General features: G+C 60.2%; 14 protein-coding genes. All 14 read right to left on the bottom strand.

The window, feature by feature from the left end; translation table 11 throughout:
* Window position 1: 1 nt before the first annotated feature.
* Window positions 2-1,414: a ComEC/Rec2 family competence protein gene (locus QP965_RS04305; protein ID WP_284844222.1), complete on the bottom strand. Its 1,413-nt coding sequence runs from the start codon at window positions 1,412-1,414 to the stop codon at window positions 2-4.
* Window positions 1,415-1,432: 18 nt separating this feature from the next.
* Window positions 1,433-2,125 carry a ComEA family DNA-binding protein gene (locus QP965_RS04310; RefSeq protein WP_284844221.1) on the bottom strand — a complete coding sequence of 231 codons (693 nt, stop codon included), beginning with the start codon at window positions 2,123-2,125 and terminating at the stop codon, window positions 1,433-1,435.
* Window positions 2,126-2,224: 99 nt separating this feature from the next.
* Window positions 2,225-3,100 carry a DegV family protein gene (locus tag QP965_RS04315; protein WP_284844220.1) on the bottom strand — a complete coding sequence of 292 codons (876 nt, stop codon included), beginning with the start codon at window positions 3,098-3,100 and terminating at the stop codon, window positions 2,225-2,227.
* Window positions 3,100-3,798, bottom strand: a complete 699-nt coding sequence (locus tag QP965_RS04320; protein ID WP_284844219.1) for a histidine phosphatase family protein — start codon at window positions 3,796-3,798, stop codon at window positions 3,100-3,102. The genes QP965_RS04315 and QP965_RS04320 overlap by 1 nt, the downstream gene beginning before the upstream one ends.
* A 6-nt stretch (window positions 3,799-3,804) precedes the next feature.
* Complete coding sequence (rsfS, locus tag QP965_RS04325) at window positions 3,805-4,248, bottom strand: ribosome silencing factor (RefSeq protein WP_198493287.1); 444 nt, start codon at window positions 4,246-4,248, stop codon at window positions 3,805-3,807.
* 146 nt (window positions 4,249-4,394) lie between these two features.
* Entirely contained in the window at window positions 4,395-5,012 is a 618-nt protein-coding gene (gene nadD / locus QP965_RS04330) for a nicotinate-nucleotide adenylyltransferase (protein ID WP_269953599.1), read from the bottom strand.
* Between the two features lie 23 nt (window positions 5,013-5,035).
* A complete protein-coding gene (locus QP965_RS04335; protein ID WP_284844218.1) occupies window positions 5,036-6,304 on the bottom strand; it encodes a glutamate-5-semialdehyde dehydrogenase in 1,269 nt (422 codons plus the stop codon).
* Window positions 6,305-6,402: 98 nt separating this feature from the next.
* Window positions 6,403-7,308 carry a D-isomer specific 2-hydroxyacid dehydrogenase family protein gene (locus QP965_RS04340; protein ID WP_284844217.1) on the bottom strand — a complete coding sequence of 302 codons (906 nt, stop codon included), beginning with the start codon at window positions 7,306-7,308 and terminating at the stop codon, window positions 6,403-6,405.
* Window positions 7,308-8,237 (bottom strand): D-isomer specific 2-hydroxyacid dehydrogenase family protein, encoded by a 930-nt coding sequence (locus QP965_RS04345; protein WP_284844216.1) that lies wholly within the window; start codon window positions 8,235-8,237, stop codon window positions 7,308-7,310. The genes QP965_RS04340 and QP965_RS04345 overlap by 1 nt, the downstream gene beginning before the upstream one ends.
* Window positions 8,238-8,270: 33 nt before the next feature.
* Window positions 8,271-9,503 (bottom strand): glutamate 5-kinase, encoded by a 1,233-nt coding sequence (proB, locus tag QP965_RS04350; RefSeq protein WP_284768941.1) that lies wholly within the window; start codon window positions 9,501-9,503, stop codon window positions 8,271-8,273.
* 60 nt (window positions 9,504-9,563) lie between these two features.
* Window positions 9,564-11,096, bottom strand: a complete 1,533-nt coding sequence (gene obgE, locus QP965_RS04355) for a GTPase ObgE (RefSeq protein ID WP_284768942.1) — start codon at window positions 11,094-11,096, stop codon at window positions 9,564-9,566.
* Between the two features lie 84 nt (window positions 11,097-11,180).
* Window positions 11,181-12,125, bottom strand: coding sequence for a class C sortase (locus QP965_RS04360; protein WP_284844215.1), 945 nt, complete (start codon window positions 12,123-12,125; stop codon window positions 11,181-11,183).
* A 2-nt stretch (window positions 12,126-12,127) separates the two neighbouring features.
* Window positions 12,128-13,576, bottom strand: a complete 1,449-nt coding sequence (locus tag QP965_RS04365) for a hypothetical protein (RefSeq protein ID WP_284844214.1) — start codon at window positions 13,574-13,576, stop codon at window positions 12,128-12,130.
* A 117-nt stretch (window positions 13,577-13,693) separates the two neighbouring features.
* Complete coding sequence (locus tag QP965_RS04370; protein WP_284844213.1) at window positions 13,694-15,190, bottom strand: SpaH/EbpB family LPXTG-anchored major pilin; 1,497 nt, start codon at window positions 15,188-15,190, stop codon at window positions 13,694-13,696.
* Window positions 15,191-15,386: the final 196 nt, after the last annotated feature.

The raw sequence follows: 15,386 nt of genomic DNA on the forward strand, positions 1-15,386 counted from the left end.
TCTAGCCTGCGGCCAGGCCGAGCCAGGCGATGCCCGCCAGCGTCAGCACCAGGGTGAGCCACGGGCGGTGATAGAGGAGGCCGGCAATGATCCAGGCGTAGGCAAGCAGCGTAAAAAGCGGGGTGGCGGGGATGGTGACCACGGGCAGGTCGGCCACGCCGTGGGCGATGGTATTAATCCACCACGAGAAGGGCTCAATCAGGCGGAGCAAGCCGGCGCCCAGCACGTCCAGCGGGCCGAGCTGGGCAAAGATGGTGGCGATGAGCCCCACGATGGTAATCGGCACGGTGGCAGGCTCGACGAGGATATTGGCCAGCACGGAAACGACGGAGACCTCGCCGGACATGAGCGCGACCAGCGGGAGGGTGACGATATCGGCGGCGATGGCCACGGCGACCGCGCGCAGAAAGATGGCGGGCCAGCCGGTCACGGCCAAATGCTTATAGATGAGCGGGCTCAGCGTCACGATGCCGAGCGTCGCGGCGCACGATAGGGCAAAACCAAAGTGCACGGCGAGGTCGGAATCCACAAAGAGCAGCGCGATGATGCCCAGGCTGAGCGCATGGATGGGCTCCATGCGCGTGGAATTGAGCACGGCAAGCAGGCCTACTACCCCGGCGACGGCCGCGCGTTGGACGGAGGGCTCGAAGCCCACAAGCAGAACATAGGTGGCAAGGGCGCACAGGGAGGCGGCCACGCGGGCGCGGGGCCCGAGCGCGAAGGCGGCGCACACCACGGCCGCGGCGGAGCAGACGATGGCCACATTGGCGCCAGATACAGCGCTCAAGTGCGAGAGCCCGGTGGCAATATACAAGTCGCGTTCGGCGGTATCTTGCAGCGCGGTATCGCCGAGCACCATGCCGGGAATCAGGCCTTGGCTGGAGGGCCCGACGGTATCAAGGACCAGCGCGCGGAAATTCTCGGCCACGCTGGCCGCCCAGCCGTCCAGGCCTTCGGGCTCGGCGGTCACCTGCACCTCGGTGGCATTGGCGCTGAGCTTTCCGACGCCCGGCCTATCCGACTCCCCTACCCTCACCCCGACCGTAAGTTCGGCGCCAGCAGCCGCCGGGACTGGTTCCGGGCTAAAGACCGGCAGCTGGGTGGGGTATCCCGGAACCTTGAGCTTGAGCAGCCAGCCACCCGTACTCGTCTGCGTCGGTGCAGTGACAAGGCGCCCGGTGACTTCGGTGCCGAGGTCGAAGGCGGCAGCACGAGCCTGGCGCACCGCGGCGACGAACGCCGCACCCCCAGCGACCGCCCCGCAGAAGAGCGCTTGGCCCCACTGACGGGCAATGAGGCACAGCGCGACAACGACTGCGATGAGTGCGATAGCCCAGACGCGGCCGGCGAGCAGCACGGCGATGACGGACAGCCAGGCGGTGGCCGCGCCGGGGACGAGCCGCAGTTCTCGCATCGCACGCTCGAGTACGGGTTAGAGCTGGACCTGGTCTTTAAGCTGCGCCAGCTTCGCCGGCCCGATGCCGGAGACCTCGAGGAGTTCTTCCACGTCCTTGAAACCGCCGTGCTCTTCGCGGTAGGCCACGATGGCTTGCGCGGTTACCTCGCCGACCCCCTTGAGTTCGGTGAGCTCCTCGGCGGTGGCGCTATTGAGACTCACGCCGCTGCCGCTAGCGCTGCCGCCGGGGCTGCTGGAGTTGTCGCTGGCTGGGGCAGGTTCGCCGGGTGCGGGAGGTGGAGCGGCGCCGGAGGGCAGGATGTGGAGCTGTTGGCCGTCGGAAAGCCGCTGCGCATGGTTGAGAGCCATAGTCTCGGCGCCTGGTAGCGGCTGGGCGGCGTCGAGGGCATCGGCCACACGCGCGCCGGGCTCGAGTGTTTTCAGCCCGGGCTCTGCAACTTCGCCGATGACCGAGACGATGATTTCGCTGGGCTCCTCGCTAGGGGCATCGCTTAATGCCGCGGGCTCGGGCATGCCGGAGGATTCGTCCGAGCGTGCATTGATGCCGAGCCAGACCACCACGCCGATGACAAGGAGGACAACCATGGCGCAGGCTTGCCAGGAGCTGATGCGCAGTCGCGGGCGCGGGTAATCGACGGCGAGGAGCTCTTCCTCGCCGGTGGGTTGGGTAAATTCGCGGAGTCGTTCGCTGATCTTGGGTGCCGCCATGGCGCTGAGCCTAAGCCCGAGCGCAATTAAGCGGTATGCCAGGCGAAGGCGGGCTGTGGATAACTTGTTGTGGGCGTCAACTAACCCGGCGCGATGGGTCTAGTTATCCACAGATCGGCGCGGCGGGAAGGCGCGAGGTCGACCACGTGTGTGAGACTGCACAGGTTCCGCGGGCGGCTCGGAGCTAAACACGGCGGAGACGCCAATGGCGGAGGGTCCGGCGTGGACAGCGAGGACGTCGTTAAGCGGAGTGCAGATAAAGGACGAACCTTGCGGCAGCGCCGCTTCAAGGAGCGCCTCCAGCTTGGCAGCCGCATCTTCGGCGTGGTTGTGCTGAATGGCGACGAAGGCCGGCTCACCGTCCGCGCGGGAGGCGATGAGGTCCACCAGCTTGGTAAAAGCCTTGGTCTGGGTGCGGGTCTTACCCACCAGCTCCAGCTTGCCGCGGGTAATCGACATAATCGGCTTGGTGGCCAAAAGCGCCGTAGAAAGCACGGCCGTGGCCGGGGAAAGGCGGCCAGAGCGGCGCAGATCCTCCGTGGAATGCAGGTAAACCCAGGTAGCCGCGCGTTTGAGGGTATCGATGGCCGCTGCGTAGCACTCGTCCAAACTGGCGCCACGGGAGGCCAACTTAGCCGCGGACATCGCGGCCGCACCCATGACCATGCCGGCCGAACCGGAGTCAATCACCCGCACCGTGTGCGGAAAGACGCCGGAGGCCGATACCGCGGCGGAATAAGTGGAAGATAGCTCTTTGGACAGGTGAATGGCCACCACTCCCTCATCTTGGGCGCGCTCCATTTCGCGGCCGTAGGCGGCGGCCAGCTCCAGCGCGCTCAAGCCCGAGGTGGAACGCTCCAGGCCATCTTTGCCGTGGCTTTCCATGAGGTGGAGGTCAACGACCGTGATGGATAGCTGCTCCGCCAGCTCCGGCGGCAGGCCCGCGGAGGAATCCGTAATGACGCGAACCGTCACTAGATATCCGCCCCGCCGTCCCCGGTGACCTCGCCGCCCATATTCCAGCCGTCGAAATACCACTGGGCGCTGCCCACATTATCTGGAGTGAACTCCAGCGAAGACAGCGGCGTGTCCGGGTTAAAGTCCGGGCGGGCGGTCAGTTGCGACCAGTGGGTATTTTTCAATCCGGAAAGGATCCCGTACTGCGCATGGTCAAGGCCCAGCAGGTGGCAGGTCAGCGCCGAGATAGCGCCGCCATGGGCCACGATGAGGACGGGGCCTTGGTCCCAGCCAGCGAAGTCTGCCATGAGCTCATCGACGACAGGCCGGGCACGCTCGGCCACGTCCACGCGGGATTCGCCCTGCGGCGGGGCCCAAGTGGGGTCGTGGCGCCAGATGGCGCGCGCGCCGGGGAACTCGGTATCTACCTCGGCGGAAGTTCTGCCCTGCCACTGGCCTAGGTGCGTCTCGCGCAGGCGGGCATCCGTGGTGAAATCCATGCCGAGGGCCTCGGCGACCACGCGCGCAGTTTCGCGCGCGCGGAGGAGATCGGAGGCGACGATTTTAGACACGCACTGATCCTGCAGCAGGCGCGCGGCGGCGCGGGCCTGCTCATAGCCCAGCTCGGACAGCTCGGTATCCAAGTGGCCCTGCATGCGGCCGGTGGCGTTATAGGTAGTTTGTCCGTGGCGGATCAGGATCAGGCGGCGGCTCATGCGGGTTTAAAGCTCCTCGTCCTCACCAGGGACCTTATCGGCCAAGGGGAGCTCGTCGATGGAATCAACTTCACGCGGGTTAACGCCATTGGTCCATTCGCCCGGACGCTCTGGGGCCTCGATGCCCTCGATCTCCAGTGCCGGGCAATCGTGGTACAGGCGGTCTAGGCCGTAGAACTCGCGCTGGTCATTGCGCTGAACGTGGACGACGATATTGCCATAGTCCAGCAGCACCCAACGGTTCTCGCGGTTGCCTTCGCGGCGCTGCGGCTCGAAGCCTTGCTTAGTCATTTCGTCTTCGACTTCATCCACGATGGAGGCCACTTGGCGCTCGTTGTCTGCAGAAGCGAGTACGAAGACCTCGGTAATGGCGAGGACATCGGAGACATCAATGGCCGCGATATTGGTGGCCAGTTTTTCTTGCGCGGCGTGGGCCGCGGTTTCTGCCATGCGGCGGGCGAGATCAGAAGTAGACAATGTGTAAAAATTCCCTTTTCGCGTCTGAATATATTCGGTATGAACTATCTCTATTGAGAGTCTATTCTTGCACGTTTAGCAGGCCCGTGCCCAAAATCTGGGGAAGGCTGCGGAAGTTTCTACAGGGGCTTATCTGGGTTAGGCCCGTAGAGATTGTTCTTGGTGATGTACTGCACCACCCCATCCGGAACTAGGTACCACACGGGCTGGCCTTGAGCGGCGCGTTCGCGGCAAGCGGTAGAAGAGATAGCCATCGCGGGAATGTCGATAAGATCGATATCCTCCTGCGCATCGGCGGGCAGCATATCTGCGCTTAGCTCATAGCCGGGGCGGGTAACGCCCACAAAGTGCGCCATCTCCAGCATCTCTTCCCAGTTATGCCAGCTCATGATGGATGCCAGCGAATCGGCACCGGTAATGAAATAAAACTCCGCCTCCGGGAAGAGTTCGCGCAGGTCGCGCAGCGTATCGATGGTATAGGTGGGCCCCTCGCGGTCAATGTCTACGCGCGATACGGTAAAGCGCGGATTAGAGGCCGTGGCCACCATCGTCATCAAGTAGCGGTGCTCGGCCGCCGTGACGTCGCGGTGGGACTTTTGCCACGGCTGGCCGGTGGGAACAAAGACGACGGTATCGAGGGCAAACCGGTGTGCAGCCTCGCTGGCCGCTACCAAGTGGCCGTTGTGGATGGGATCAAAAGTGCCACCCATGATGCCGATGCGCTGTGGGCTAGTCATGGGTGATGATTATAGTCGCACTACTAGGGGCGGGTCTGACCGGTACCCTGCAGGATCCACTTGGTAGAGGTCAGCTCCGGAAGTGCCATCGGGCCGCGGGCATGCAGCTTCTGGGTGGAAATGCCGATTTCCGCACCCATGCCGTAGACCTCGCCGTCAGTGAAGGCGGTAGAGGCGTTGAGCATGACCGCAGCGGCATCCACCTCGTTGCCGAACTTCATTAGGACGTCGGCGTCTTGCGCGGCGATGGCCTCGGTGTGGCCAGTGGTGAATTCGGCGATGTGGGCAATGGCACCGTCGACGCCGTCGACCACCTTGGCGCAGATATCCATGGACAGCGACTCCTCGCGCCAGTCCTCCTCGGTGGCCTGCACGGCATCCTTGACGCCGAAGGCCTCGAGCTCAGCGACATCGCCGTGGATGGTCACGCCCGCCTCCTGCAGCGCGGTGATGATGCGCAGCTTGGCGGAGTCGTCCAAGGCGGCGTCGATAAGCACGCACTCCGTGGAGTTGCATACGGAGGTGCGGCGGGTCTTGCCGTTGATGACCATGTCGATAGCCTTGTCCAGGTCCGCAGAGACATCCACGTAGAAGTGACAGTTGCCGGTGCCGGTCTCAATGGCCGGGACGGTGGCGCCGGTGACCACGGCTTCAATAAGCTTGGCGCCACCACGCGGAATGACCAGGTCCACCAGGCCACGAGCGGTGATGAGGTCCTGGACGGAATCGTGGGTCTCGCACGGCAGGAGCTGCACGGCCTCACGCGGTAGATCGAACTCGGCGAGGGTATCCTGCAGGATTTCTACCAGCTTGGCATTGGAGTTGCGGGCAGACTTGGAACCGCGCAGCAGCGGCACGTTGCCGGACTTGATGGCCAAACCAAAGGCGTCCACGGTGACGTTCGGGCGGGCCTCATAGACCATGCCCATCACGCCGAGCGGGACGCGCACCTGCTTCATCTGGATGCCGTTGTCCATGGTGCGGCCCTGCAGGATCTCCCCTACCGGGTCCTGGAGGCCGGCAACCTGGCGCAGGCCGCCAGCGATGCCCTCCACGCGGGCGGCGTCGAGGGATAGGCGGTCAATGAGGGACTCGGACATGCCGCGCTCGCGGCCAGCTTCGATATCTTGCTTATTAGCGGCGAGGATATCCTCGGTGTGGGCAATGAGGTTTTCGGCTGCGCGCTGCAAGATTTCGTTCTTGCGCGGCGTGGATAGCTGCGCCACGACGGGCGCAACATCCTTGGCAGCACGGGCTTTGGACAGAACTTCTTCGCGTTCAGTGTTGCTCATGCCATACCAGCCTAACGAAAGGCCACGCGCTTTTCAGCGACCTCAGCCGCGGTGGGGTTAAGCTGGCCATCGTCAGCGCGGTTACCGGGGCCTATCCATCAGTAGCCGGCTTCAGTATCTACTTCCGTGGGGATTGCCTCACCAGCGGCAAAGCGCTCCATGACCTTTGCTGCATGCGCGCCGATGCGGCGGCGCACCGAATACGGCGGATTGGCAAGGTGCGGGGTAATGACCACGTTGGGCATGTCCCACAGCGGGTGCCCATCGGGCAGCGGCTCGGGGTCGGTGACGTCCAGGCCGGCGCCGGCGATCTGGCCGGCGCGCAGGGCCTCGACCAGCGCATCGGTATCCACCAACGGGCCGCGCCCAACGTTAATGACCACGGCGTGGTTCGGCATGGCGCGGAAAGCAGAGGCACCGAAAAGCTGGCGGGTTTGTTCCGTGAGCGGAGCGAGCGCCACGAAATAATCGGCGGTCGGCCACACGCGCTCGATATCGGAGGTGGCATAGGTTTCATCGGCGCCTTCAACCGGGTTACCGGAGCGATTGACCGCAATAATGCGTGGGCCGAAGCCTTCTAGCATGCGGATGAGCCGCTTTCCGATGCCCCCGGCACCCACCACCGCCACCGTCTTATCCTCAAAAAGGAAGCTGGTGTGGGCCTCGACCTCATCGCGGTTATCCCAGCTCGTTCCCACGCGCTTGTGCGCATGCAATTGGGCGAGCAGGAGCGCAATGGTGGACTCGGCCACGGTGGCATCATATAGCCCTGCCGCGTTCGACCAGCGGGCGGAGGTATTTCGCATGACGTCGAGCAGGTGGTCCACACCAGCAAACGGGACTTGGACTAGGCCTACGCTTGGCGGCAGCGGCTGCGGGAAATCATCCGGGCCACCGTTGAAGATGAGGGCCTCGGCCTCCTCCAGTGGGGCGCGTTCGTGCCCGGCGGCATCGAGGGCCTGCAGGGTTTCCTCCCACGGGGTGGGCAGCATCGCGTACTTCATTAGTATCCGGCCTCCACATCGACGCGGGTGGGCATGGCCTCTCCCCTCTTCCACGCCGCAGCATTGGCGTTGAAGATGGCGCCTAGGTGATATTGAGCTACGTGCGCAGAGGCGGCCATGTGGGGCGTCATGGTGCAATTAGGCAGATCATAAAGGGGATGGCCATCGGGCAGCGGCTCGGGATCCATAACCTCTAAGCCGGCGCCGGCGATGTCGCCGCTGCGCAAGGCTTCCACGAGGTCATCGGTTACTACGGTGCTGCCGCGGCCGACGTTGATGAAGATGGCGGAGGGCTTCATGGCGCGGAAAGTGGCGGCATCGATAAGCCCCTCGGTGTCCTTGGTGGCCGGGAGGATGCAGAAGATGAAATCCGCCTCGCCCCAAACGTGCTGGGCTTGGTCCATGGGCACGACCTCATCGGCGCCTTCCACCGCGCGGCCGGAGCGATTGATCGCGGTAATGTGCACGCCAAAGGGCTGCAGGAGCTTAATGAGCTGCTTGCCGATGCCCCCAGCGCCAAAGATCGCTACCCTCTTCGGCCCTTGCTGGTTATAGAGCCAGGCCTGGGATTCATCCAGCTCCTTGGCCACCGACCACGTAGCAGCTTGGGCGAAGGCCTTGTGGTGGTGCGCCTGGGAAAGGGCCAACCCGAGTGCGGACTCGGCCACTGGCTGGGCAAAGGCGCCGGCGGAGTTGCACCATGGCACGCCGTCTGAGGTAATGATGCCTGCATCAATGAGCTGATTGACGCCGGTAAAACAGTGCTGCACCCAACCGATATTCTCCGGCATCTCCGGGATGCGGCGCGGGTTGGGCGCATTATTGATATAGACCTCGGCGTCCTCGATGCTGCTTACGCGTTGGTGCCCGGCAGCCTCGATGTCTTCTACCATCGGCTGCCAGGTTTCCGGTCCCATGAAATACTTCATGCCCCAACCATACGGGGAATCTCGGACTCGGGTTTAGATGCGGGAAGCGAAGTTGGAGAGGTAATCCGCATGGACGACGGAACGGCGCTGCTCCTCAGGAAGCTCTTCCATCTTCTTGCCCTTAATGGCGTGCAGCTCCTCGGAATCGAAGCGCACTTCACCGCGGCCGATGACCTCACCATTCGGGCCCAGGATGTCGATGATTTCTCCCTTGTTGAACTCGCCTTGCACATCGGTAATACCAACGGCGAGCAGCGAGGTGCCGCCCTTGGTGACGGCCTCCTTGGCGCCTTCATCGAGGCGGACGGCTCCACCGGTATCGGCGCAGTAGAGCGCCCAGAACTTCCAGGCAGACAGCTGGCGTTCCTCGCGGGTGTGGAAGACGGTGCCCACGGAGGCGTCGGCAAGCGCGGGCCCAATATTGTCCGTAGAGGTCAGCAGCACTGGAATGCCACCGCGGGTAGCCAGGCGTGCCGCGGAGACCTTGGTGGCCATTCCGCCGGTGCCGACCTTGCCGCCATCGCCAGCAACAACGCCCTTCAAGTCCTTGCCGGTGCGCACCTCATCGATGAACTTGGCATCCGGCTCGGCCGGATTCTTATCGTAGAGGCCATCCACGTCGGAGAAAAGGAAGAGCGCGTCCGCGCCCACCAGGTTGGCCACCAGCGCCGAAAGGCGGTCGTTATCACCAAAGTGCATCTCGGACGTCGCCACCGCATCGTTCTCGTTCACGATCGGGATGGTGCGCAGCTGGCGCAGGCGATCAATGGTGCGCTGCGCATTGCGGGCACGGTCGCGGTGGCCGGTATCGGAGGCGGTCAGCAGGACCTGGCCGATGGTGCGCTTATAGCGCGCAAAGGACTGGCCCCACACAGAGGCCAAGTGCACCTGGCCTACGGACGCAGAGGCCTGCTTGGTAGCCAAATCGGTGGGACGCTGGTGCAGGCCGAGCGGGCCCATACCGGCGGCAACCGCACCGGAGGAGACGATGATGACATCGGAGCGGCCCATGCGCGCATGGACAGCATCGACGATGTGATCGATCTTTTCTTGGGAAACGCGGAAATTTTCATCCGTGAGGGAAGAGGAACCAATCTTGACCACTACGCGCTTTGCCTGCGCGATGTCGCGGCGGAGATCCGATTCAAAACCGGACGCCACCGGATTTTCATCGAGCGGTTCCGGGAAAGGGGTATCAGCGGTAGGACCGTCAAATGGCTCTACCGGAAGCGGAAGGATGGGTTCTTTCTGTTGATCAGAAGACATACCAACCGAGTTTACAAAGCCCATCCTCCAGCACACCCCAAGAATAGGGGGTTCTGGAAACTAGCCCTGCCACCTATCGCGGTTAGCGCCCTCGCGAGTGACCTCTTCATCGGTGCCGTAATCGTATTCATCGACAAGACCACGGCGCGCCTGCGAGGCGCGCTTGCGTTCGGCGGCGGAAACGCGGCCGGTGCCCTTCAGGCGGGCGTCCTCGCCACGGCTTGCCATCGTTGGATCGCCACCAGTCATCGGCTCCCACTCGAAGGTGATGCCACCGATGGTTACCGGGCAGCCCTCCACTGCGCCCTGCTCGCGCAGCTCATCTTCCACACCAGCCTTGGCCAAGCGGTCAGCCAAGAAGCCCACTGCCTCATCATTTTCAAAGTCAGTCTGGGTAATCCAGCGATCAATCTTCTTGCCCTCAACAATGAAGCCACCCTCGACCTCAGGATCAGGCTTCACGGTGAAATCAGCAAACGCGCCGGTATGTTTCTTATGCCCCTGCGCCTTGGGATGGATAACGGTGTGGTTCTTATCCTTTTTCGGCAACGGCTGGGCCTTGCGGTGCTCGGTCACCATATCCATGAGCCGGAACTTCAGCGGGTCCAGACCCTTGCGAGCTACTGCCGAAATAATAAAGACAGGCCAGCCAAACTTCTCTTCCAGATCATCCTTGACAAATTCCGCCAGCTCTTCGGCCTCAGGCACATCTGCCTTATTCAAGATGATGACGCGGGGGCGCTCACGCAGATCCCCCAAACCAGTATCTTCCTGCAAAGCCTCCTGGTACTTTGCCAACTCATTTTCCATCGCCTCAATATCAGAGACCGGATCACGGCCGGGCTCAATAGTGGCGGTATCCACCACATGGGCAAGCACCGCCGTGCGTTCAATATGGCGCAAAAAGTCTAGGCCGAGCCCCTTGCCATCGGCCGCGCCCGGGATAAGCCCCGGCACGTCCGCGATAGTAAAGGAGCTATCTCCCATATCCACCACGCCCAGGTTCGGCTGCAGCGTGGTAAAGGGATAATCACCGATCTTTGGCTTCGCGGCCGACAACACCGAAATGAGCGAGGACTTACCTGCCGATGGAAACCCCACCAGCCCTACATCCGCCATGGACTTCAGCTCGAGGATCAGATCATGGGCCTGGCCCGGCTCACCTTGTAGAGCAAACCCCGGTGCCTTGCGGTTCTTTGAGGCCAATGCGGCATTACCCAAACCGCCAAAGCCGCCTTCTGCGGCCACGAACCGCGTTCCCGGAACGGTAAGGTCCGCAAGGGTTTCGCCCTTTTCAGTGCGGACCACCGTGCCCGCCGGGACCTCCAAAATCAGGTCTTCACCGCGAGCACCATTGCGCATATCGCCGGCACCGTTGCCGCCGCGTTGCGCCTTAATATGCGGGCGGTAGTGGAAATCCATAAGAGTATGGATTTGTTCAGAGACCTCGAGGATGATGTCACCGCCGTGGCCGCCATTGCCGCCATCAGGTCCGCCCAAAGGCTTAAACTTCTCGCGGTGGACAGACACACAGCCGTGTCCACCGTCGCCTGCTTGCAGGTGCAGGACGACGCGGTCAATAAAACGTGCCATGTTCGCCTTCTCCTCGAATTATCGTGGGATCTGAAGTCTATCAGTTACCTTCTGAATTCAAACTAAACCAACGGCCAGCGAGGTTTAGCGCCCAGCCCCCGATCCACCTTCAGCATCTCCAACCGCAGACTGGTGCTCCTGTGCGGCTTCTTGTTCTTCCCGCTCTTTTCGCTTCTTTCGTCGGCGTCGGTTTTTCCACAAAATGAGCAACACAGTAAGCAAAACGATGAGGACGACGGCAATCATCCACCATGACCAACCGAACCCAGCGGGCGATGGCTCCGGATTCCCGGGATCCAACGGATAGCGCTCCGCATGAACCAATAACCTATCGGTATTAAGCCCATATGGGGTACACGTAATGAGCGTAATTTTATCGTGCCCTGGTTCATAGGTAACGGCTTCATAATCATCGGGTTTAACTACTTCCCGGCTGGTCATTTTGTACCGCAAACGCTCCCCCATTACGTCGATGAAGATATCGTCGCCTTCTTTAAGGGTAGGCAAACGGTCAAACATAGATGCATTGACCATGCCGGTATGCGCCGACAGCACCGCATTGGTACCATCCCCACCCACCGGCAAGGTTGACCCAAACATGTGACCAGCCCCCTGATACAACACCTTTGGCGCGGTGGTATGGAACACCGGCAAATCCACATCAATCGACGGAATACGAATGCGGGCAATCATTCCCTGGGGCCCATCCACATTCAACTGCGACATATAGTCTTCCATCCCGGGATCCGTGTTCACCGGTGGCCGCGCGTGTGGACCCTCTGCCAAAAGGCGGTCATTGTATTCGTGGGCCCGTTGTAGCTGCCGCTCCTTTTCGTCTTGGCTTAAATCAGCGACCTTTCCACTATAGGCTTCTGTTTGTCGCATCAGCTTATTATGGTTTGCCAGTGTTGATACCACTGGGTACAGCAACAGCAAAGCCCCCAGAAGCAGCGCGATGATAGACACTGCATTGCCCTTCTTGCGCTTCTTTTGCGTCGAGGCCGGCCTATCTTTCGCGCTTGTTGTCACAATTAACCCTCGTCCTTTTCGGCTGCTGTGGCTGAATCTTCCTCGTCATCTCGGCGCCGGATCAACAAAATGATACCTACGAGGATCAACAGCACCGCTAAAACTGTCACGCCAATAACGGAAGCACCCGTGGAAGCGAGGCTGCCTACAATACCGCCGTGTTCTCGAGGTTCATCGCTAGTTTCGGGATCGCCTTCTTGGGGCGTCAACGGCCCTGTGTGCCCATCTTCATCTGGGGGCGTGGGAAAACCTGGAATATCACTTGGCCTATCCGGGCGCGGCTGAGAGGAGCCTGGCTCCTCAGGTTCAGCGGAGGGTCGCGATGTGGAAGGTGCCGAGGCGGAAGGCTCCGGCTCCGTATGCTGCGTTACCGCCGGAGTGGGTTTTGAAGTGGTGGTTCTTGACTCAGAGGGCGGAAAACACGATTCAAATTTATAGATAGGAACGTTGGTGCTTGCCGACGCCTCCACCTCACTGCGCTGTGCATCCATGCCATCCGTGGCTAATGTAGTTGTTGCACGCAGCTCTCCCGTAGCATCTTGCCTAGCCCGTGAACGAAGCGTGACCTTAACTGCGGTATTGGGGTCTAATTCACGAAGCTGCGCCAGCTTATCTAGAGCTTCCTTTTTAAGTTCAATAGTGACGCTGCCTTTTTTCTTTTCCACGGTGTAGCTCTTCGCATCTAGCTCGAGAACTTCCCCTGCACCAACAAGACGTACGGACTCGACTTCAACGTAGGTAGCTGACTCTGACTGAACCGAGTCCGTGCCACCATCCTGTGCTTCATGCATGTCCGATAACTCTGTGGTGAGCCGATAATGGCCAATCGACCCATCCGTGCTCGTATTCGGGGTAGCAGCAGAAATCTCGTATTTCACCACACCGCCAGGGGCGACCGCATAATGCTCACTAGGAACTAAGCACGACGTCCGCGGAACAATACTGACGTTGAGGACTTGTGCTTTCAACTCCACCCGATGTTCTTCACCATCACCAGTAATAGCTATGACAAAGGGAGCATAAGACACGCTCGGATCTTGGGAACCTGGGTTGTCTGCGATGTCAATCAAATAGATCCCAGGCTTAACACCGCGGAAGGTGGCTTTGCCATCGGCAGTCAAAGCCTCATCTATGCGGACGAAGTCCTCTGGGCTGTCTTTGAGCAGCCGGGGAACATCAAGGGCCGGAAGATCCTTAGTGCCCACGCCGTTGATGCGCGAGAGCACCAGTTTTCTATCTCCAATTTTCCCAAACCACTCGGCCCCCACTGACTCAGTGAGATCGACGTGCACGTCGCTGGCCCGACCGTTCAACGTTTGAGCAGCTGCTACCGCGGTTTCTCCTGTACCGAAAGATGGCACTACCAATGGTTGTGCCGCCAAGCCCGTTAAGAGGCTAGCCGCAACAACTCCCGCGCGAAACATGCGCGGCCGTCGTTGTCCTTCACCCACCTTCAAGACCTTCCTTCGACAGGGCGTCCAAGGGCACGCCTAGCCACGAGCCCTTGCTGCTCAAAAACTATTCCGACGCCGACTCTAGGCCGCGCCGGAATAGGCAATAATCGCAGGCTAAGCGTTACGACGCTTCAGCTGATAAGCAGCACCACCGATGAACAGCAGGGCGCCAAGGCCCAAGATAATCAACATAGTGCGCATACCGGTGGCCGGGAGCTTGCCCCAGATATTATCCTTCACGTCATCCACAGTGGCGGTAAAGATGACACGCTCATCACGTTTGTCCTGCGAAGCCGTCAGGTGCTGTGGGTCTGGGTTTACCAAATAGCCTGCCGGTGCCTTAGTCTCAACCGCACAGTAATCCTTCTCCGGATCAAATTGCAGGAAGTAGCCGTCTGCTACCGCTGCCTTGGTCTTATCGGCACCTACAGCCTTAAGGGTGGCGTCCGCAGCAGCTGTACCTTCAGCGTTGGCACCCTTAATCGGGGCAGCACCATCAGCTACCGTCCACTTTCCACTTTGTTCGGTACATTCAAAGACCTGGAATTCAGCACCCTCACCATTTTTATCGTCCTCGGTGGGATTACCATTCAGGTTCTTAGTAATGGAAACATCGTTGTAGTGGGTGACCGTCGGACCGTCTGTTTTATCTGTCGGCGAGGTGTTGATGTCATTTCCGTTGATATGTTCAACAGCGGTGTTGGTGATCTGACCGTTGGCCGGAATCTTCACAACTTTTGCATCGAACTTAATTTCCACTGCCAAATCTGGGTGATCAGCTCGCGCCTGCGCCAGTTTTTGAAGTCCCGAATCCGTGAAATCGACGGTCAGGTTCTTACCAGAAATCTGTACGGTGTAGTCTTCGCCACGAACAAGATCGACGCCCTTGGCTGCAACGGAAACTTGGTCTGGAGTGCTTGCATAATCAAGGTATTCGGACAGATCATCCGTCACCTGCAGCTTTGGCAGGGTACGCGCACCACTCTTATCGACGTCGCCAGCGGGAACCGGTGCGGTGATGGTGTAGCCAATATTATCTCCGACGTTGGCATTGTTATTAGTGGAAGTCTTCTTTGGCTGAATGAGCTGGTTCTTTGGCGATACAGTCGGATTGTAGTTAATAGACCCGTCTTCTTGGGTCATAGGAATAGTGACCAGGAACGGCGAACCAACAGTGTACTTGGAGCCTTGCACTGGAAGCTCAGTAACCTTGTACAGGCCTACTGGAAGACCATCAAACTTGGCAGTGCCGCTTGCATCGGTGGTCAGCTCTTTAGCCTCAAAACCAGAGTCAATCGTTGCGGCGTCGGGACCTGCAGCGACTTTATCTCCGGCTTCCTTCCAGCCTGCAGCGGTGTCGAGAGTATTGTCCATTTGAACTTTCTCGATCTTGAACTTCATGCCCTCGAGTTTGTTCTCGGAGCCTACTTCACCACTACGCTTGTCAATCGTAAGGGAACCCGTTGCTTTGGCATCAATGGTTTGGCGGGCCGAAGCAGAAGGAGCGGCAGCGGTTGTGGTGTCGCCAGGCGCAGCAAATGCCGCAGGGCTAGCAGCGGCCAATCCGGCGGCGAGTGCAATAGCGAAAGTCTTGGAAACAATACGAGACATATAAGGGTTGTCCTCTCGTTAATACCCATTTCGACTTTTCCAAATGAGCCGACAGAGTTGAGTGAAGGAAATTCTGAACAGAGTATATGTGACTACATAACCCCAGCACAAGCGGAAGAACCATTAAATCTAAGCATCGCAAAATAGTATCTAACGAATACTGATTCCAGATCCTCGCACGGGCGTTTTCACCCAT

The sequence above is a fragment of the Corynebacterium sp. MSK074 genome (genome assembly GCF_030229735.1).
Lineage (GTDB): Bacteria > Actinomycetota > Actinomycetes > Mycobacteriales > Mycobacteriaceae > Corynebacterium.